Annotated in this window: 19 protein-coding genes; 8 read left to right on the top strand and 11 right to left on the bottom strand. The window is 60.4% G+C overall.

Going from position 1 to position 19,545, the window contains the following annotated elements; translation table 11 throughout:
* Positions 1-56 precede the first annotated feature (56 nt).
* On the bottom strand, positions 57-767 hold the full coding sequence (locus P5706_RS19345; protein ID WP_285680965.1) for a histidine phosphatase family protein: 711 nt from the start codon (positions 765-767) through the stop codon (positions 57-59).
* A gap of 192 nt (positions 768-959) precedes the next feature.
* On the opposite strand from P5706_RS19345, the gene sohB reads away from it, so the two are divergent.
* Positions 960-1,985 (top strand): protease SohB, encoded by a 1,026-nt coding sequence (gene sohB, locus P5706_RS19340; protein WP_285680963.1) that lies wholly within the window; start codon positions 960-962, stop codon positions 1,983-1,985.
* A 119-nt stretch (positions 1,986-2,104) separates the two neighbouring features.
* Here the strand turns inward: sohB and P5706_RS19335 are convergent, their stop codons facing one another.
* A complete protein-coding gene (locus P5706_RS19335; protein ID WP_285680961.1) occupies positions 2,105-3,619 on the bottom strand; it encodes an MFS transporter in 1,515 nt (504 codons plus the stop codon).
* A 148-nt stretch (positions 3,620-3,767) separates the two neighbouring features.
* Here P5706_RS19335 and P5706_RS19330 point away from each other — a divergent pair, with 148 nt between their 5' ends.
* Positions 3,768-4,670, top strand: a complete 903-nt coding sequence (locus tag P5706_RS19330) for a LysR family transcriptional regulator (RefSeq protein ID WP_200434636.1) — start codon at positions 3,768-3,770, stop codon at positions 4,668-4,670.
* On the opposite strand, the gene dhaL is transcribed toward P5706_RS19330, so the two are convergent.
* The 7 genes from dhaL to P5706_RS19295 all read right to left on the bottom strand — a co-directional run bounded on the left by dhaL (position 4,627) and on the right by P5706_RS19295 (position 11,973).
* Positions 4,627-5,274, bottom strand: a complete 648-nt coding sequence (gene dhaL, locus P5706_RS19325; RefSeq protein WP_285680959.1) for a dihydroxyacetone kinase subunit DhaL — start codon at positions 5,272-5,274, stop codon at positions 4,627-4,629. The genes P5706_RS19330 and dhaL overlap by 44 nt on opposite strands.
* Positions 5,275-5,277: 3 nt before the next feature.
* Positions 5,278-6,279 carry a dihydroxyacetone kinase subunit DhaK gene (locus tag P5706_RS19320; RefSeq protein ID WP_200434640.1) on the bottom strand — a complete coding sequence of 334 codons (1,002 nt, stop codon included), beginning with the start codon at positions 6,277-6,279 and terminating at the stop codon, positions 5,278-5,280.
* Between the two features lie 196 nt (positions 6,280-6,475).
* Positions 6,476-7,591 (bottom strand): MDR/zinc-dependent alcohol dehydrogenase-like family protein, encoded by a 1,116-nt coding sequence (locus P5706_RS19315; protein ID WP_285680956.1) that lies wholly within the window; start codon positions 7,589-7,591, stop codon positions 6,476-6,478.
* 27 nt (positions 7,592-7,618) lie between these two features.
* Entirely contained in the window at positions 7,619-8,374 is a 756-nt protein-coding gene (locus P5706_RS19310) for an SDR family oxidoreductase (RefSeq protein WP_285680954.1), read from the bottom strand.
* Positions 8,375-8,469: 95 nt separating this feature from the next.
* Positions 8,470-9,477: a substrate-binding domain-containing protein gene (locus tag P5706_RS19305; RefSeq protein ID WP_200434643.1), complete on the bottom strand. Its 1,008-nt coding sequence runs from the start codon at positions 9,475-9,477 to the stop codon at positions 8,470-8,472.
* A gap of 34 nt (positions 9,478-9,511) precedes the next feature.
* Positions 9,512-10,489 carry an ABC transporter permease gene (locus P5706_RS19300; protein WP_200434644.1) on the bottom strand — a complete coding sequence of 326 codons (978 nt, stop codon included), beginning with the start codon at positions 10,487-10,489 and terminating at the stop codon, positions 9,512-9,514.
* Positions 10,486-11,973 carry a sugar ABC transporter ATP-binding protein gene (locus P5706_RS19295; protein ID WP_138815741.1) on the bottom strand — a complete coding sequence of 496 codons (1,488 nt, stop codon included), beginning with the start codon at positions 11,971-11,973 and terminating at the stop codon, positions 10,486-10,488. Before P5706_RS19295 ends, P5706_RS19300 begins: the two co-directional genes overlap by 4 nt.
* Positions 11,974-12,256: 283 nt before the next feature.
* On the opposite strand from P5706_RS19295, the gene rpiB reads away from it, so the two are divergent.
* From rpiB to P5706_RS19275, 4 genes are all read left to right on the top strand, one after another.
* Entirely contained in the window at positions 12,257-12,718 is a 462-nt protein-coding gene (gene rpiB, locus P5706_RS19290) for a ribose 5-phosphate isomerase B (RefSeq protein ID WP_200434645.1), read from the top strand.
* 63 nt (positions 12,719-12,781) lie between these two features.
* A complete protein-coding gene (locus P5706_RS19285; protein ID WP_017135920.1) occupies positions 12,782-13,762 on the top strand; it encodes a sugar-binding transcriptional regulator in 981 nt (326 codons plus the stop codon).
* A 747-nt stretch (positions 13,763-14,509) separates the two neighbouring features.
* Positions 14,510-14,824 (top strand): hypothetical protein, encoded by a 315-nt coding sequence (locus P5706_RS19280; RefSeq protein ID WP_285680950.1) that lies wholly within the window; start codon positions 14,510-14,512, stop codon positions 14,822-14,824.
* A 598-nt stretch (positions 14,825-15,422) separates the two neighbouring features.
* Entirely contained in the window at positions 15,423-17,000 is a 1,578-nt protein-coding gene (locus P5706_RS19275) for a TerC family protein (protein ID WP_285680948.1), read from the top strand.
* Here P5706_RS19275 and P5706_RS19270 read toward each other — a convergent pair.
* Both P5706_RS19270 and P5706_RS19265 read right to left on the bottom strand, forming a co-directional pair.
* Positions 16,948-17,295 carry a thioredoxin family protein gene (locus tag P5706_RS19270; protein ID WP_285680946.1) on the bottom strand — a complete coding sequence of 116 codons (348 nt, stop codon included), beginning with the start codon at positions 17,293-17,295 and terminating at the stop codon, positions 16,948-16,950. The two genes, P5706_RS19275 and P5706_RS19270, sit on opposite strands and share 53 nt — an antisense overlap.
* A 95-nt stretch (positions 17,296-17,390) precedes the next feature.
* Positions 17,391-17,639 (bottom strand): hypothetical protein, encoded by a 249-nt coding sequence (locus tag P5706_RS19265; protein WP_285680944.1) that lies wholly within the window; start codon positions 17,637-17,639, stop codon positions 17,391-17,393.
* A 334-nt stretch (positions 17,640-17,973) separates the two neighbouring features.
* Here P5706_RS19265 and P5706_RS19260 point away from each other — a divergent pair, with 334 nt between their 5' ends.
* Together P5706_RS19260 and P5706_RS19255 are read left to right on the top strand one after the other, a co-directional pair.
* Positions 17,974-18,822, top strand: a complete 849-nt coding sequence (locus tag P5706_RS19260) for a transporter substrate-binding protein (protein WP_017135917.1) — start codon at positions 17,974-17,976, stop codon at positions 18,820-18,822.
* Between the two features lie 52 nt (positions 18,823-18,874).
* Positions 18,875-19,537 carry an amino acid ABC transporter permease gene (locus P5706_RS19255; RefSeq protein WP_200433924.1) on the top strand — a complete coding sequence of 221 codons (663 nt, stop codon included), beginning with the start codon at positions 18,875-18,877 and terminating at the stop codon, positions 19,535-19,537.
* Positions 19,538-19,545 lie beyond the last annotated feature (8 nt).

The following is a 19,545-nucleotide window of genomic DNA, read 5'->3' as shown; positions in this document are numbered from 1 at the left end:
GGTTTCGATCCTTTAAGGTAGAGTCCAGTGACCTTGGGGTCACGGTTGGCCGCAATTCATCGGAACGTGATGAGCTGCGGCGCCTTCAACAGTTGCAAGTGGGTATGACTGTTGAAGGAAGCCAGTGCCACCTCGCGACCACGGAATTTAAGCTGGTTGAGCGAGGTGTTAACAATTTGCCAGTTCAGTTCGAAGGCCTGCGCGGCAGGCATTCGGGTAATCAGGTGGAGCAGGGCGGTAATGGTGCCGCCGGAAGTAAACACGGCGACCTTGTCGGTGTTCTCGGCGATTTCCAGGATGCGTTGCAGGCCACCCTGCACACGCTCCACGAAACCCAGCCAGCTTTCCAGCCCGGGCGGGTCGTAGGTGCCGGCCAGCCAGCGCTCGATGATCAGGGCGAAAATGCGCTGGAACTCACTGCGGTTTTGCGCAGCGTTGCGCAGGATATCCACGGCGTGAGGCTCGGTGGTCAGCAGGTCGGGGAGCAGGGCGCGGATGATCGCTTCGCCGTCAAACTCGTTGAAGGCCGGGTCGATTTCCAAGGTTGGGGCTGGCAGGCCGAGGGCACGGTATTGGTCGAATGCGGCGGTGGCGGTGTGTTGCTGGCGACGCAGGTCGCCCGAGACACAACGGTCGAACGTGAGGCCCAGGTCAGCCAGGTGGCGACCGAGGACTTGCGCTTGCTCCACGCCGACGGGCGACAGGACGTCATAGTCGTCTGCACCGAAGGAGGCCTGGCCATGTCGAATCAGATAGATGCTGCCCACGTCCGTTTTCCCGGTACGTTGAAAGTCTGGCGAGGTTATGAGGATGCCTGCGAGCTGTCAATGAAAAAACATACGCTTGTTTTAAAAGCGCGTTAGAGGCCGACTGCTGGCGGTTTGAGCACTGGTCCCAAGGCGGTGCCGTCGGTATGCTGGGGCCATCCGCGCCTGGCGCCGTGCTTTTTGAGGAGACATATGGATTTTTTGGCTGAATACGCGAGCTTTCTGGCGAAGACCGTCACCCTGGTGGTCGCTATTCTGGTGGTACTGATCAGTTTCGCCGCGCTGCGCAGCAAGGGGCGGCGCAAATCCGCCGGCCAATTGCAGGTCAGCAAGCTCAATGACTTCTACAAAGGCCTGCGAGAGCGCCTCGAATCGAGCCTGCTCGACAAGGACCAGCTCAAGGCCCTGCGCAAATCCGAAAGCAAGACCGAAAAGAAGAACAGCAAGAAGAAACCCGAGGCCAAGGCGCGGGTATTTGTGCTGGACTTTGACGGCGACATCAAGGCCTCGGCCACCGAGAGCCTGCGCCATGAAATCACCGCGCTGTTGAGCCTGGCCACGCCTAAGGACGAAGTCGTGTTGCGCCTGGAAAGCGGCGGCGGCATGGTACACAGCTATGGCCTGGCCTCATCGCAGCTGGCGCGTATTCGTCAGGCCGGCGTGCCGTTGACCGTGTGCATCGACAAGGTTGCGGCCAGCGGCGGCTACATGATGGCGTGCATTGGCGAGAAGATCATCAGCGCACCCTTTGCCATCCTCGGCTCCATTGGCGTGGTGGCGCAGTTGCCCAACGTCAATCGCCTGCTGAAAAAGCACGACATCGACTTTGAAGTGCTGACCGCCGGTGAATACAAACGCACCCTCACCGTGTTTGGCGAAAACACCGAGAAGGGGCGGGAGAAGTTCCAGGAAGACCTGGACATCACCCATCAGTTGTTCAAGAACTTTGTGTCGCGCTATCGCCCGCAGTTGGCAATCGATGACGTCGCGACCGGAGAAGTGTGGCTGGGTGTTGCAGCGCTCGATAAACAACTGGTCGACGAACTGCAAACCAGCGACGAATACCTGGCAACCAAGGCCAAGACGGCTGACGTGTTCCACCTGCACTACGCCGAGCGTAAAAGCCTGCAAGAACGCGTGGGCCTGGCGGCCAGCGGCTCGGTCGACCGCGTGTTGCTGACCTGGTGGAGCCGGTTGACCCAGCAGCGGTTCTGGTAACCCACATCTGAAGACCCAGGTGATCCATGTGGGAGCGGGCTTGCCCGCGATGGCGGTGGCATAGGCAACATAGTTGTCGGCTGATACACCGTAATCGCGGGCAAGCCCGCTCCCACATTTTAGTTTTGCGCCAGGGCGGGTATCGGCTTTCGCATCAACGTCCCCACCACCAATGCCCCCAGCAACCCCAACAACCCCGCCACCCACAACACCCCGCTGAACCCACCCACAAACGCCTGTCGGGCCAATGGCTGCACCATCGCCCGCGCCGGTTCCGGCAGCAAGCCCATCGCCGCCGGCATATCCCCGGCCACCACCCGCGACGCAATCCCCGCCACCTGCGCCTGCCACTGTGCGTCGATACTCGCGCTGAGCAATTGCTCGCTATGGCTGCTCAACAGCGCCCCATACACGCCGATGGCCAACATGATCGCGCTGAAACGCATGGTGGTACTCATGCCCGAAGCCATGCCCGCACGGTCACGTGGCACGCAGGCCATGATGTTTTTCTGCGTGTCGCCATTGAGCAGGCCCGCACCGGCGCCCGTCACCGCAATCGCCAGCGCGAAGGGCAGATAACCGCCCACATTCACCGCCCAGGCGCTTAACAGGTTGCCGCAGCCCACCAGGGTCAAGCCGGCTGCCATCATCGTCGCTGGTGCAAAACGCCCGGCCAGTCGCGCTCCGACTCGCGGGCAAATAAGCATGGTCAAGGCAAACGGCAACATGCCCAGACCCGACGCTATGGCCGAAAAACCCAGGCCGTTCTGCAGATAAAACGGCAGTAACGTCATCATCACCTGGGCACATCCGGCGTAGGCAAACATCCCCAGCAGCGCGCCGATAAAACGCGGATGGCGGAACAGCTGCAAGTCGACCATGGGCCGCTGTTGCATACGTTCGACCAGCACAAACACCCCCAGCAACACTGCGCCGCCGATCAAGCGCGCGTAGGTCAGCGGGCTGTCCCAGCCGATGCGATTGGCCTCGATCAAGCCCCAGATCAGGCACAACAGGCTGGCACTGAAGGCCAGGCTGCCCCACGGGTCCAGGCGCGCAGATTGAGTGTCGCGCGATTCGGGGATCGCGCGCAGCGCCAACGCCATCAACCCCAGGCCCACGGGCAGGTTGAGGTAGAAGATCCAGCGCCAGCCCAGGTACTGGGTGATCACGCCGCCGAGCGTCGGCGCGGCGGTCATCGCCACGCCCATGCACGCGCCCCAGAACGCCCAGGCTTTGGCGCGTTCTACGTCATCGTGAAAGGTGTGGCCGATGGAGGCCAGGGCAGAGGTCAGCAGCAAGGCTGCGCCGACGCCTTTGACCGCGCGGGCAATGTCGAGGAACAACGCATTCGGTGCAGCGCCACAGCCGAGGGAGGCGAGGATGAAAATGCTCAAGCCCCAGATCAGCGACCGCTTGCGACCAAAGCGGTCGGCGATGCTGCCGGCGGGCAGCAATAACGCGGCGAACGCCAGCATATAGGCACTGACCACCCACTCGATATCAGCGAAGTTCGCCCCCAGGTCGCGCGCGATACTCGGCAGGGTGACGGCGACGATATTGGTGTCGAGCACAATCAACGAGCAGACGCCGGAGGCGGTCAGCAGGGTGAGGCGCGGGCTGATCTGGCTCATGGCTTGATTGCCTTACAGGTAATATGGAAAAGACAATTAGTCTGCATCGCAGGCGCCTCATTGTGGGTGTACGCTGAGCTTATCCCTGGCTAAGCATGGTTTTATTAGCTGGAAACACTCACTTCATTACCTTTGAGCTAATGCCTGAATGGAAATCCGCCATTTCCGCTACTTTCTCGCCGTCGCCAGGCAGCGCAATTTCACCCGCGCCGCTGAGCAACTGGGTATCGCGCCGCCCACCTTGAGCCGACAGATCCAGGACATGGAAGCCACGCTGGGCACGCGCCTGTTTATCCGTCAGCAACGCGAGGTCAGCCTCACCGAAGCCGGCGCCGCCTTGCTGATCGAGGCTGAAGCCACCGTGCGCCAATTCGAGTTCGCCCAACGCAACGCGCAGCGTGCCGGGCGCGGGGAAATCGGGCATATCGAATTGGGCTATGTGGCGTCGGCGGTGTATTCGGGGCTGCTGCAAAAACAGATGCAGGCGTTCAGCCAGGCGTTTCCCGATGTGAGCGTGAATGTGCGCGAATGCGCCATGGCGTCCTTGCCCGGCGCGGTGGCCGACGGGCGTTATGACATTGGCTATATTCGCTCGCCCATGACCTTGCCAGACGGTGTGGAGGCGGTGCGCCTGGACAGTGAAGGCTTTGTGTTGGCGCTGCCTCAGGATTCCTGGTTGTTGGGGCTCAAGGCCATCGGCTGCGAACACCTGCAAAACGAGACGTTTATATTGCCGGAACAAATCAGCGGCACTTTGCATGTCGCGGCGCAGGGTGGTTTCGCGCCACGCCTGGGGCCGCAGCCCGGTGGGTTGGTCGCAGTGGTCGCGTTGGTGTCGTTAGGGCAGGGCGTGGCGGTGGTGCCGGCGTCGATGGTCGGGCACGTGAATTTGCCAGGCGTGGTGTACCGCACGATCCATCAGGGCGCGAATGAGGCCGCTTCGTGGCTGTCGCTGATTCACCGGCGCTTTGAAAAAGCGCCGGCAGTGGCGCGGTATATCCAGCAGGTCAAGCAGTCAGCCGTGGCTGCACGGAATCGGCCAGGCGCGTAAGAATCAGGCAGCACGATACCGCCCCGGCATCCAGTACGCCCAACGAGCGCTCGCCCAGGCGGCTGGCGCGACCGATTTTGGCGATCAGGTCTTTGGTCGAATCTCGCCCTTGGGACGCGGCGGTTTTCATTGCCTCCAGCGCATCGTTGAAGGAAGTACCACTGGCATGCGCACGCTCAAAGGCTTCAACGGCCGGGATCAGCGTGTCCATCAAGCACTTGTCGCCCACGCCCGCTTCGGTGATGTCCTGCAACGAGGTCAAGCCGCCGCGCAGCAGGTGGGCAAAGGTCGCCGCGTTGATGTCGACGCTGCTGCGCACTTCGTCGGCCATACCGATAAACAGGCTGCCATACAGCGGCCCCATGGAGCCGCCGATGCCTTCCATCAGGCTCAGGGTCAGCTCATCCAGGGCTTCGGCCAGGGTCAGTTCACGGCCTTCGAGGCTGCGCCCGCAATGGGCAAAGCCCTTGGCCATGTTGATGCCGTGGTCGCCGTCGCCAATGGCGCCGTCGATTTCACTGAGGTATTCACGGTTGGCCACGATCACGCTGACCAAGTCAGCGACAATGGCGCTGCCGTCGCGGGTGGAAAAGTGCTGGCTCATGGTTCATTCCGCCTGGGTCATGCCGATGGAACGGCAGGGTTGGTCGATCAGGGTTTTAAGCTCGGTGTCGAGGCCGAGCAGGGTCAGGGTCACGCCCATCATCTCCAGGGAGGTGAAGTAGTTGCCGACGTAGCAACGGTGAATCTTCAAACCCTTGGCCTTGAGTTGGCTTTCGACCTCGGCGTAGAACACATACAACTCCATCACCGGCGTGGCGCCCAGGCCCGAGACCAGCACCACCACGCTGTCGTCCTGGCTGAAATCGCGGTCGGCGAGGATCGGCGCGAGCATGCGCTCGGCCATGGCGGCAGCCGGTTCGATGGCGATCACTTCAATGCCCGGTTCGCCGTGATGGCCGATGCCGAGTTCCATCTGGCCGTCGGGAATCTGGAAGTTCGGCTTGCCCACGGCGGCGATGGTGCAGGGCGTGAGGCCGATACCGATGGAGCGGCAGTTATCCACGGTTTTCTGTGCGACGCGAATTACGCCGTCCAGGTCGTAATGCTGAGCGGCCGCAGCGCCGCCGATTTTCCACATGAATATTTCGCCGGCCACGCCACGGCGCTTGGCGATATCGGCCTTGGGCGCGGAAGCGACGTCGTCATTGGCGACCACGGTGCGGATGCGCATGTCTTTGCTGGCGGCCATTTTCATTGCCAGCTTCACGTTCATGTTGTCGCCGGCATAGTTGCCGTACAGGCAGGCCACGCCCGCGCCATGGTCGGCGGCACGGAAGGCGTCGAAAAAGCTCTTGGCGGTGGGCGAGGAGAAAATCTCGCCGACGGCCACGGCGTCCACCAGGCCAGGGCCAACGTAGCCGAGGAAGGCCGGTTCATGGCCGGAACCGCCGCCGGTGACAATGCCGACACGGCCGGCTGCCGAAGGCTTGGCCTTGGTGATGACTCTTGGGTTGGTTTCGAATTGGCGCAGCTCGGGGTGCGCGACCAGGATGCCGCGCAGCATGTCCTCGACCACTTGGTCCGGATCGTTGATGACTCGATTCATAACGCGGGTTCCTGTTCTTGTTCTGGTTGGGCAACACGTTTAATGGTGAAAGCTGGCTTATTGTGGCGAGCAAGCTTGCTTGCGCTGGGGTGCGAAGCAGCCCCAAAAAGCCGGAGACTGCTGCGCAGTCAGCGGGAGCAAGCTCCCTCGCCACAGCAAGCCCGGCTCCCACAGGGGGCCGGTGGTGTTGCTGAAATCAGGGTTGCAGGACTACTTTGAGCGACTTGTCGCCACGCTCCATCACCGCAAACGCTTCCTTGAAGTCCGCCAATGCGAACTTGTGGGTCACCACGTCGCGCATGTCGATCTTGCGGTTACCGATAAAATCGATGGCGCGCGGGTACATGTACGGCCCCAGGTGTGAACCCAAAATATCCAACTCCTTGCGGTCGCCGATGATCGACCAATCTACCGTGGCCTCGTCATTGAACACGCTGAATTCGACGAAACGCCCCAGCTTGCGCAACATCGCCAGGCCCTGGTTTACCGCCTTGTGGTGCCCGGTGGCTTCGATATAAATGTCGCAGCCATAGCCGTCGGTCATTGCGCGGATCTTGGCCATCACGTCGACTTCGGCCGGGTTCCACACCTCGTCGGCGCCCATGCGCAAGGCGAGGGCGGCGCGTTCGGGTTTCATGTCCAGCACGATGAGTTTTTTCGGGTTGCGCAGGCGCACCGCACCGATAATGCCCAGGCCCAAGGTGCCGGTACCGGCGACCACCACCACGTCGTCATGGTCGACATTCGCGCGTTCGGCCGCGTGCAGCGAGCAGGCCAGCGGCTCGATCAAAATGGCTTCATCCGGGGCGATGGATTCCGGCACTTTGTGGATGATGCCTTCCTTGGTGAAGATCATGTACTGGGCCATCGCGCCCTGCACATTGTTCTGGAAGCCATAAAGGTCGTGCTTCTGGCACATCCAGTACTGGCCGTGGTTGCAGAAACGGCAGCCCCAGCACGGCACGATCTGCTCGGAGATCACTCGGTCACCGACTGCCACGCCACGTTTTTCTGCACCTGGGCCGAGGGCAACCACACGGCAGACGAACTCATGCCCGGGAATCATCGGCGGCTTCACATAGCGCGGTTGTTCGGCATCGCCCCAGAACGACGGCGCGCCGCGATAGGTCTTGATGTCACCCATGCAGATGCCGCACAGCTCGACTTTGGTGAGAATCTCGTCGGGGCCTGGCGTAGGGACGTCGACGGTTTCCAGGCGGTAGTCCTCCGGCCCGTGGCAGACCACGGCCTGCATGGTTTTCGGGATGACCGGGGAGAGGTGTTCAGGTGTGCGTTCGGTGACGGTGGACATGACAAAAACCTCACGACAAAAGATGAATTACTGAATGCTGTAGCCGCCATCGATCACCATGTTGGCGCCGGTGATCATCTGCGCGGCGTCGCTGAGCAGGTACAGCGCCAGCCCGGCGATTTCTTCCGGCTGGGCGAAGCGGCCCGCCGGGATCTGCAATTTGGCCTTTTCACCGACTTCACCGGCCCAGGCTTTTTTGCCCAGGGCGGTCTCGACGATGGTCGGGGAAATGGCGTTGACGTTGATCTGTGGCGCCCATTCCATGGCGAGTACTTTGGTCATGCCGACGATGGCGGCCTTGCTCGCGCAGTAGGCGACGTGACGGTCCAGGCCAATCACGGCGGCCTGGGAGGCCAGGTTGACGATGCGCCCGCTGCCCTGCGCCAGCATGTGTCTGGCGCAGGCCTGGGCCACGAAGAAGCTGGCCTTGAGGTTGATGTCCAGGGTGGTGTCCCAGGCGCTTTCGCTGACGTCGATGGCCTTGTCCAGCAACACCACGCCGGCGCTGTTGATCAGGTAATCCAGGCGCTGGAAATGTTCGAATACGCTGTCGATGGTGTGGTGTATCTGGCCGATCTGGCCGAGGTCGACGGCAATACCCAGGTGCCCGTCGCCCAGGCGGGCCGCGACCTGCACCACCGCCGGGTCGCGGTCGAGCAAGGCCACGCGGGCGCCGCGCTCCACCAACAGGTGGGCGCAGGCCAGGCCAATGCCGGCGGCGCCGCCGGTGATCACCGCGCAACGGCCGGTGAGGTCGAAGGCTTGGTTCCAGAATCCAGACATGAATGACTCCATTTTCGAAAGCAGTAGAGATCCAATGTGGGAGCTGGCTCCCACACAAGCCAACTCCCACACTTGACCTTATTTCAAGGTGAGAACTACTTGCCGCCGCTGACTTGTTGGTACAGCGCATCGGCATTCGCGTTAGTGACGGGCACCCACGGCAGGATGTAGTTCTTGGCGGTGCCATCGCCCCATTTCACATCCTTGCCGTAGCGCTCCCAGATCACCGATTGCGGCTTGTAGTCCTTGCCCGCCAGTGCGCGCAACGCCACATCCAGCGCGCCTTGGGATTGGGCCTGGGCGTCTTGCAGGAAGGTGGTGACTTCGTCTTTTTTCGCCGCCTGGATCGCGTCCGGCATGCCGTCGATAGAGGTGACCGGCACGTCCTTGGAAGTCAACCCGTGGGACTTCAGCGCCTGCACGGCACCCAGGGCCATGTCGTCGTTCTGCGCGATCACGCCGTTGATGCCTTTGGGGTGCGCGTTCAACCAGTCTTCAGTAAGGGTCAGGGCTTGGGCGCGGTCCCAGTTGGCGGTCTTTTTCTCGATGATCTTGATGTCCGGGTGCTTGCTGAGCACTTCCAGTTCGCCTTTTTCCCGGTCGATCTGCGCCGACTGGCCAATCGGGCCCTGGATGATCACCACGTTACCTTTGCCATTGAGCTTGTCGACCATGGCCTGGGCCTGCAGGCGGCCGCCCTCTACGTCGTCGTTACCCACATAAGGCACGGAGGCATCGGCTACTTTCGTATTGGAGGCGATGACCACTACGTCGTTGCTCATGGCGGCTTTCACTGTGCCGACACCGGCCTTGGTGTCGATGGGCACGAACAGGATGGCGTCGTAGTGCTGGGTCACCATGTTTTCGATCTGGTTGTTCTGGGTCAGCGCGTCGTAGTTGCCGTCGAACACCGTCAGTTGCACGGTGCCGTCCTTGACCGCCGGGTGCTCCTTGAGCTCGCGGACCCAGTTCTGCATGAACTGGCCCTTGAGGCCGTAGACGGCGGCGCCGATCTTGTAGGTCTTGCCATCGGCGGCAAAGGCAATGCTGCTGGCGAGCAGGGTGAGGGTCGCCGCGGCGGCCAAAGTGGTACCAAGTTTCATGAGTAGAACTCCGGTTATTGTTGTGGGTCGTTCTCTAGCGTTTTTTCTTGCGCCACACGTCGATCAGTACTGCGAACACGATGATCAGGCCCTTGGCGACCTGTTGGTAATAAGACGACACGCCGAGCAGGTTCAGCCCGTTATTGATCACGCCGATCAGCAGCGCACCAAACAGCGTGCCGACAATGCTGCCGGTGCCGCCCGACAGGCTGGTGCCGCCGATCACCACGGCGGCAATCGCGTCCAGCTCATAGGAAACCCCGGCCTGGGGCAGGGCGGAGGTGGTGCGTGCCGAGAGCACTACGCCGGCCAACCCGGCGAGCAAGCCCGAGACCACGTACACCGAAAACATCACCTTGCGCACGCCGATCCCCGAGGTGCGCGCGCTCTTTTCATTGCCACCCACCGCGTACACGTAGCGCCCGTAAGTGGTGTAGCGCAGCACCATCCAGAAGATCAGCGCGACCACCGCGAAGATAACGATGGGCACGCCAATCGGGCCGATCTTGCCGATGCCCAGCGCCAGGTAGGCGTCGGGCAGGTCGGTGATCGGGCTGCCGTCGTTGAGGATGAAGGTCATGCCGCGCGCAATGCTGAGCATGCCCAGGGTGGCCACGAACGGCGGGATCGACAGGTTGGCGACCATAAAACCATTGACCACGCCGAGCATTGCGCCGGCAAACATCCCCGCACTGACTGCCGCCAGCAGGCCATAACCCTGGGTCGCAACCATGGCGCTGCACAGCCCGGCAAAGGCCAGGATCGAGCCCACCGACAGGTCGATACCTTTGGTGAGAATCACGTAGGTCATGCCCACGGCCAAAATGCCGTTGATCGAGGTCTGGCGCAGGATGTCCATCCAGTTGCGCCAGGTCATGAAGTATTCGCTGGAAAACGCCATCACCACGCACAGCAGGATAAACACCAGCGGCAGGCCGAAGCGGTCAAGGGACAAACGCAGGCGATTGCGCGGCGTGGTGGTCATGGGCGGTGCGATGGTTTTGGCATTCATGAGGCAAGACTCAACAAGGCTTCCTGGGAAAGGGCGGTATCGGTGCTGATAGTCACCAGTCGGCCGCCCTTGAATACGGCGATGCGATCACTCAAGTGCAGCAGTTCCGGGGCTTCGGACGACACCACGATGGCAGCGCCACCGGCGCGCACGAACTGGTCGAGCAGGTGGTAGATCTCCTGCTTGGCGCCTTCATCGATGCCACGGGTCGGCTCATCGCAGAGCAGGCACACCGGCTCGGTCGACAGGCATTTGGCGAGCACGACTTTCTGCTGGTTGCCGCCGCTCATGGACGCCACCGGCAATTCCAGGGAGCTGGTCTTGATCTGCAGGCGCTTGACCATGGTTTCGGCCAGTTGGGTTTCCTTGCGCGCATTGATCAGCGACCAGCTCGACAGGCGCTTGTAGGCCGACAGCGCAATGTTGGACAGAATGCTGCCGGTGAGCACCAGGCCGCTGTCTTTGCGGTCTTCGGTGACCAGCGACATGCCGGCGTTGATCGTGGCTTTGGGCAGGCCGATGGGCATGGGCTTGCCTTGCAGGGTTACGCTGCCGGAATCCGCGACGGTCAGCCCATAGATGCAGTTGAGAAACTCGCTGCGCCCCGAACCCATCAGCCCATAGATGCCGAGGATCTCGCCCTGGCGCAGTTGCAGGCTGATGTCGTGGAACTCGCCATTACGGCTCAGGTTATCGACTTGCAGGCAGGTGGTGGCGGCGCATTCGCGGCCGACTTTATGGTCGATGCGTGTCAGTTCCTGGCCGACAATCCCGCGCACCAAATGGTTGCGGTCGATATCGGCCATGCGCCCGCTTTCCACAAAGGCGCCGTCACGGAAGATGCTGTACTCGTCGGCGATCTGCGCCAGCTCGCTCAAGCGGTGCGACACATAAACGATGCCGGCGCCGCGCGCGGTGAGGCGGCGGATGGCCTTGAACAAGGTTTCCGCTTCGCGCTCGCCGATCGCCGAGGTCGGCTCGTCCATGATCATCACCTGGCAGTCATGGCTGAACGCCTTGGCGATTTCCACCAGTTGGATCTGCGCCACGCTCAGGCGGTGCATGGGGCTGGTGGCATCGACCTCGAATTCCAGGCTTTCGAGCAGCTCGCGGGTGCGGCGGTTGAGGGTCTTGCTGTCGACGATGCAACCGGCGCGGCGCGGTTCGCGGCCCAGCCAGATATTTTCGGCGACGGTCATGTAAGGGATGGGCTCCAGTTCCTGGGTGATCATCGCGATCCCCGCCGCCAGGGCTTCACTTGGGCGGTTGAACTGTACGGGCGTGCCGTTGAGCAGGATGGTCCCGGCGTCACGCTGGGTGATACCCATCAGGATGCTCAGGAAGGTCGACTTGCCGGCGCCATTGCCGCCGCACAACGCATGCACGCTGCCGGCCCGCAGGGAAAGGCGCCCGTCACGCAGGGCAGGCACCCCGGCGTAAGCCTTGGCGACGTGTTCAGCCTGGAGCAGTAATGGCGTGGCCATCGGCGTGTCCTCGTGCTGTGAATTCTTATTAGGTCGCACAGTCATGTTTTGCTGTGATCATATGTGTACCAAATGAAATTCTGATCAGTCAATCGCTTTCATTAAAAAGTTATAAATACGCTTGTTTGCGCAAAGTACGCCTGTTTAGACGGCTTTGACTGCGAGGTCAGCTAAAACTCGCTTGACATAAGGGGTGTAATACCTGAGAAATAACTGAGCGAAATTTCATTGAGTGATCATATGATCAGTCTAAAGCACCTAAACGGCAGCGGAGCCAAACGCCATGAACACACCTTTCCCGGTGGCTATCGGATGCGATGAAGCGGGTTTTGAGCTCAAAGAGCTGTTGAAGCGCCATATCGAGGCGCTGGGTTACCCGGTGACCGACTTCGGCACCCATTCCACCGCGCCGGTGCTGTACCCAGACATCGCGCTGGCGGTGGCCACCGCCATTAATGCCGGGCAGCAACGCCTCGGCGTGCTGGTGTGTGGCACCGGGATTGGCATGGCCATCTCGGCCAATAAAGTGCTGGGCATTCGTGCGGCCCAGGCCCACGACACCTATTCGGCGGAGCGCGCACGCAAGAGCAACGATGCGCAAATCCTGTCTATTGGCGCACGGGTGATCGGCGCCGAGCTGGCCAAAAGCGTCGTCAAATCGTTTCTGGAGTCGGAGTTCGAGGCGGCGCGTTCCGGGGCCAAGGTCGAGCGTATCAACGCGATAGAGCGCGATGGGCATCAGTAGTGGACGGGACGGGGCAAGAGTCGGGAGAATGGGTTTTTGACGCCGAAACGGAAGCCCGTCCCCATGAGTGACAGTACCCAGCGCATCGCCAGCGATATCGATCAGATGACCGAAGTGGCGATGCTCTATTACCTTGAGAACGTCACTCAGGAGGCGATTGCCAAGCGCTTCGACCTGTCGCGGGCCAAAGTCAGCCGCTTGCTCAAACGTGCGCGCGATGAAGGGATTGTCGAGGTGCGGGTGTTGCAGCACCCGGCAATGAACAACGAGCTGGAGCGCGCGCTGGTGGAGCGCTTCAAGCTCGACCGCGCGTTGATCGCCGTCGACCATAGCGAACCCGATACCCAGCGCTCGGCCGTCGCCAGCCTGGTGGCCAACTACCTGAATAAAACCTTGAGCGACGGCATGATCGTCGCCGTCGGCATGGGCCGTAACGTCGGCGCGGTGGCCGACAACGTGTTTTTGCCGGTGACGCGCAACTGCACATTTGTCTGCGCCATCGGTGGTTCGCTCAAGGCGGGCGAATACATGAATCCCGACCATATCTGCCGACGCCTGGCCCTGCGTTTTGGTGGCGAGAGTGAAAGTTTGTATGCGCCTGCACTGGTGGCCAACCCGGAATTGCGCGGCGTGCTGATCAACAATGACACGGTGCGCTCAACCCTTGATCGCGCGCGGCGTGCAGACATTGCGCTGATCGGCATTGGTGATATGAGTGAGAACAGCAACATGGTACGCATGGGCTGGTTCTCGCCGCAGGAAATCGCCCAGGCGCGCTTGTCCGGCACGGTGGGCGACATGATGGGGTATGACTTTATCGACATTCATGGGCAGCCGGCGGTCAACGCGATTCAAGGTCGGGTGATCGGGTTGACCGTGCAGGAGTTGTTTCGCATCCCGGATGTGGTGGCGATTGCCAGCGAGAACACCAAGGCGGCAGCGACGCTTGGCGCGTTGCGGTCGGGGGTGATCAATACGCTCGCCACCACGGTGACGAATGCGCACACGATTCTGGCGCTGGATGATGCGACGCGTAAATCCTGACCCGCCATCGGAAACTGGCTTAGGTCGGAGCTGGCTCATGTGGGAGCTGGCTTGCCTGCGATGGCGGTCTTTTGGTGGTGTACATATCCGTTGCTGCGGTAACGGCTGAGTAGGGTTCCGCTCTTACAGCGGGTCACTTTTGCAAGGACGCAAAAGTAACCAAAAGGTCCTCGCCCCAACACTCGGTGCCTCGCTATGGCTCGGCATGCCCGCAATCCGCCAGTGATTTGGGGGGTCGCCGCGATGGGCCATCCTTGGCCCAGCGCGGCTAAACCGGCATCCCTGCCGGTTTACCCCCCAAATCCCTGTCGAATTCCGGCCATCGTGTTTAACGGGGCGATTTCAGATCAAGATCAAAAGCGCAGATCAAAAGACCGCTGACTTCGTTATCGAAAAGGATGTAAGGGCCGGAGCAACAGCAACAGCAACAGCAACAGCAAAGCCATACTCGGTCAAAGGTGGGAGCTGGCTTGCCTGCGATGGCGGTCTTTTGGTGGTGTACATATCCGTTGCTGCGGTAACGGCTGAGTAGGGTTCCGCTCTTACAGCGGGTCACTTTTGCAAGGACGCAAAAGTAACCAAAAGGTCCTCGCCCCAACACTCGGTGCCTCGCTTAGGCTCGGCATGCCCGCAATCCGCCAGTGATTTGGGGGGTCGCCGCGATGGGCCATCCTTGGCCCAGCGCGGCTAAACCGGCATCCCTGCCGGTTTACCCCCCAAATCCCTGTCGAATTGCGGCCATCGTGTTTGACGGGGCGATTTCAGATCAAGATCAAGATCAAAAGCGCAGATCAAAAGACCGCTGACTTCGTCATCGAAAAGGATGTAAGGGCCGGAGCAACAGCAACAGCAACAGCAAAGCCATACTCGGTCAAAGGTGGGAGCTGGCTTGTCGAATCGTCGCACCGCTGCGATGGCATCAACTCGGTGTGCCTGATGTACCGAGGTGTCTGCATCGCAGGCAAGCCAGCTCCCACAGAAAAGCAGCTCTTCAGTGTATGCAAATCCGCTTTTGCTTTTGATTCAACCACTCAGGTCGGCTTTCAGGCCGCCGTGCTGTAGATCTTGATCTTGATCTGCTTTTGATCTGAGACGCCCCGTTAACCACGATGGCCGAACGCAGGCTTGAATCCGTGGGTAACCCGGCAGGACGCCGGGTTAGCCGCGCTGGGCCAAGGATGGCCCATCGCGGCGGCCCACGGATTCAAGCCGGAGTGAGGGCACACCGAGCCTAAGCGAGGTGCCGAGTGGTGGGGCACAGACCTTTTGGTTACTTTTGGGGCGTTTGCCAAAAGTGACCCGCTGTAAGAGCGGAACCAATAGAAGCCATCACCGCAGCAACGGATATGTGCACCACCAAAAGACCGCCACAGCAGCCAACCCAGCTCCCACATTAGTTTTGTGCGTGCTTGAAATACAGATCTTGTAATAGTTTTGCATTGTGGGAAATTTAAGTTTCGACTGTACGATTCAAGTCCTTTTCCCATTGCAGGACTTGCATGAACACCCTCTCGGAGCCTCCCAGTCGTCTTTCCCCAAGACATTCACTGTCGCCGTTCCTGCTGAACCACCCCGTATTCCGACTGCTAACCTTGTCCCGGTCCACTGACCGCGCCTTGCCGTGCCCGGCATTCTGAAATCAATTACGAGACTTTTATAAATGGAATGGTTAGCGGATCCAACGGCCTGGCTCGGCTTGTTGACCTTGATTGTGCTGGAACTGGTGCTGGGTATCGACAACCTGGTGTTTATCGCGATTTTGGCGGACAAGTTGCCGCCGGAGCAGCGCGACCGCGCGCGGTTGATCGGGCTGTCCCTGGCATTGCTGATGCGCCTGGGCTTGCTGGCAAGTATTTCGTGGATGGTGACGCTCACCCAGCCATTGTTCGAGGTGTTCGGCAAAGGCTTCTCCGGGCGTGACCTGATCATGCTGTTTGGCGGTGTGTTCCTGCTGTTCAAAGCCACCATGGAATTGCATGAACGCCTTGAGGGGCATGTGGCGCAACGCACCGGCAACGCCACTTACGCGATGTTCTGGCCGATCGTCGCGCAGATCGTGGTACTCGACGCGGTGTTCTCCCTGGATGCGGTGGTGACCGCCGTGGGCATGGTCGATGAGCTGGCGGTGATGATGATCGCCGTGGTCTTCTCCATCGGCCTGATGATCGTGGCGAGCAAGCCGCTGACACGCTTCGTCAATTCGCACCCGACGGTGATCATGCTGTGCCTGAGCTTCTTGATGATGATTGGCCTGGTGCTGACTGCCGAAGGCTTGGGCTTCCATGTGCCTAAGGGCTATCTGTATGCGGCCATGGGCTTCTCGATTGTGGTGGAGTTGTTCAACCAACTGGCCCGCGCCCGTCGCAAGAAGTCGGCGCAAGGCACCTTGCCGGTGCGCCAGCGTACCGCCCATGCGGTGATGCGTTTGCTTGGTGGCCGCAGTTTGGCGGTGGAGGGCGTGGATGATGACGTCGCTGACCTGCTGGGCGAGTCGGATGCCAGCCAAGGCCCGCTGTTTGATCGACGTGAACGCGTGATGATCAGCGGTGTGTTGCAATTGGCCGAGCGGCCGATCCGCACCTTGATGACGCCACGGGCCAAGGTCGACTGTATTGACTTGGCGGACGACGCCGACACCATCCGGCAAAAACTGATGCATTCGTCTTATTCGCGCCTGCCGTTGATCCGCAATGGCGCTGTGGATGAGCCTTTGGGTTTTGTGCATAAAAAGGAACTGCTCAAGGAATACCTGTCCGGTAACGAGCCAAACCTTGAGCACCTGGCGCGCCGGGCAATCAATTTGCTGGAGAGCTTTTCGATCCTTAACGCCCTGGAGCAAATGCGCCAGGAGTCGACCCACATTGCCTTCGTGATCAACGAATTCGGCGACTTCATGGGCGTGTTGAGCATGACCGACATCCTTGAATCCATCGCCGGTGAATTGCCCGATGCCAGTGAAATCGAAGGGCCGGATATTGTCGAGGAAGGCGAGGGCTACCGCGCCAATGGCGCCTTGAACCTTAACCTGGTGCGCCAGCGTACCGGCTTCAAGGCTGCCGCGACGGAGGATTATCAAACCCTGGCGGGGTTGGTGATGAGCCTGCTCGACCGCCTGCCCGTGGTGGGTGATAGCCTGGAGCATGAGGGCTGGCGTTTGACCGTCGCGGCGGTTGAGGAGCGTCGGGTTACACAGGTGCAGTTACTGCCCTTGATGAATAATCCTCGAACAGGTCGCTGAAAAACGCATCAGTGTCCAAGGGGCGGCCAACATGCTGCTCCTCCTCCTTGCCAAACAGGTACACCAGCGTCGCCGGGGTGCCCGGTACGCTGGGCACTCTCGGGTTTTGCCCGGTATTCACGATCAGGGCTGTTACAGGGCCGGGGTATTGTTTAGCGATGGTTTCGAACTTCTCGTCGAGTCCAACGCAGGCCTCGCAATCGGGATGAGTGAATAACACGATCGCCACCGCATATTTTTTCAGTTGCGCCTCGTAGTCCTTCAGATCGTTGTAAGCCATGCGTGCAATGCCCATAGGATTTCCTTGCGTGCCCGCTCATAGACGTAGGGTACCCACGCTAGAGCGGCCGGGCAGGGCCGTCTACTGTCAACCTTCACAGGTAGACATGCTCACGCATCCTTGTCCCGCTCCACGCGTTCGCGGGCCTTGCGCGCCTGGCTCGCGCACTTCCTGTATTCCTCATTGTCCCTGGACGCCTTGGCCCGGCGATAGCCGTGGTGATTCTGGCTGGTGTAGTCAGTGCTGTAGGCTTCCTTGAGCTTTTGCAGTTCTGCAGTGCAGTCGTGACGGTCGTTGGCGGCCGAAGCGTTGCCGGCAGCCAGCAATGAAAGCAAAACCAGAGCGAGACTGAGCTTCATGGGGAAGGGCGTCCTTGTTGGCGTGGATGTGCAAAGGCTAGTTCAGTGTGAGGATTTATCCACGGCGCGCGCGCACTGCAAGGGTGCGTGGTAACACCGTTGTGGCGCACTCGATTGGGGCCTGTCACCGACGTCTGGGGCCTTGGGTAGCAAGCCGGTTCGCAATGCTGGCGTAACGCCGCGTACTAGCCTGATAACTATCCTTATGATTTAGAACGAATTTATCCCTGTCATGTTTTTCTGTTGCTGCGTGTGGCACACTTTCTGCTGTCTATTCCGTTGTTACATACTAGGTTCCGGTATAGCGGAATACACAACTCCTGGAGTGCTTGTCATGCATCACCGACCTTCCGTGTTTAAAGCGTGTGTTTTTCTCTTCGCCGCATCGGCTTCCCTCGCAAGCGTTGTGCACGCGGCGGACAGCAAGCTCGATGATGTGCTCAAACGTGGGCATCTCATCGTGGGTACAGGCAGTACCAATGCGCCGTGGCACTTCCAGGGAGCGGATGGCAAGTTGCAGGGTTTTGATATCGACATCGGCCGTATCGTGGCGAAAGGGTTGTTCAACGACCCCAGTAAGGTCGAGTTTGTGGTGCAGTCGTCCGACGCGCGTATTCCCAACCTGCTGACCGACAAGGTCGACATGAGTTGCCAGTTCATCACCGTCACCGCCAGCCGTGCGCAGCAGGTTGCCTTTACCCTGCCGTACTACCGCGAAGGCGTAGGCCTGCTGCTGCCGAACAACAGCAAATACAAGGAAATCGAAGACCTGCAAGCGGCCGGCGACGGCGTGACCGTGGCCGTGCTGCAAAACGTGTATGCCGAAGAGCTGGTGCACCAGGCCCTGCCTAAAGCCAAGGTCGACCAGTACGACAGCGTCGACCTGATGTACCAGGCCGTGAACTCCGGCCGTGCCGACGCCGCCGCCACTGACCAGTCCTCGGTCAAGTACCTGATGGTGCAAAACCCGGGCCGCTACCGCAGCCCGACCTACGCCTGGAGCCCGCAAACCTACGCGTGCGCGGTCAAGCGTGGCGATCAGGACTGGCTGAACTTCGTCAACACCGCGCTGCATGAAGCCATGACCGGCGTGGAATTCCCGGCCTACAAAGCCTCGTTCAAACAATGGTTCGGTGTGGATTTGCCAGAACCTGCGATCGGTTTCCCGGTTGAGTTCAAGTAAATCGTAAATCCTGGGGCGTCGCTGACGGCGCCCCAATCAGGTACTGCCGACCATGAACTATCAGTTGAACTTTGCCGCCGTGTGGCGTGATTTCCCCAGCTTGCTGGCGGGGCTCGGCCTGGGCTTGGAACTGGCCTTGCTGTCCATCGCCATCGGCTGCGTGATCGGCCTGATGATGGCGTTTGCGATGCTGTCCAAACACCGCGCGTTACGAATCCTCGCCTCGGTGTATGTGACGGTGATCCGCAATACGCCAATCCTCGTGCTGATCCTGTTGATCTACTTTGCACTGCCCTCGCTTGGGATTCGGCTCGACAAGATCCCCTCGTTCATCATCACCCTGTCGCTGTATGCCGGTGCTTACCTGACCGAAGTGTTCCGCGCCGGGCTGTTGAATATTCCCAAGGGCTTGCGTGAAGCCGGCTTGGCCATCGGTTTGGGTGAGTGGCGGATCCGCGCCTACATCACCGTGCCGGTAATGCTGCGCAACGTGTTGCCGGCGCTGTCGAACAACTTTATTTCGCTGTTCAAGGACACGTCGCTGGCGGCCGCGATTGCGGTGCCCGAGCTGACCTACTACGCCCGCAAGATCAACGTCGAAAGCTACCGGGTGATTGAAACCTGGATGGTCACGACCGCGCTCTATGTGGCGGCCTGTTACCTCATTGCCATGCTGCTCCGTTACCTGGAACAGCGTCTGGCGATCCGTCGTTAAGGAGGGTT

It is taken from the genome of Pseudomonas sp. ChxA, from assembly GCF_030263855.1.
Taxonomy (GTDB): domain Bacteria; phylum Pseudomonadota; class Gammaproteobacteria; order Pseudomonadales; family Pseudomonadaceae; genus Aquipseudomonas; species Aquipseudomonas fluorescens_CB.
Note: the sequence above shows the minus strand (reverse complement) of the source record. Positions and strands in the feature narration are given on the sequence as shown.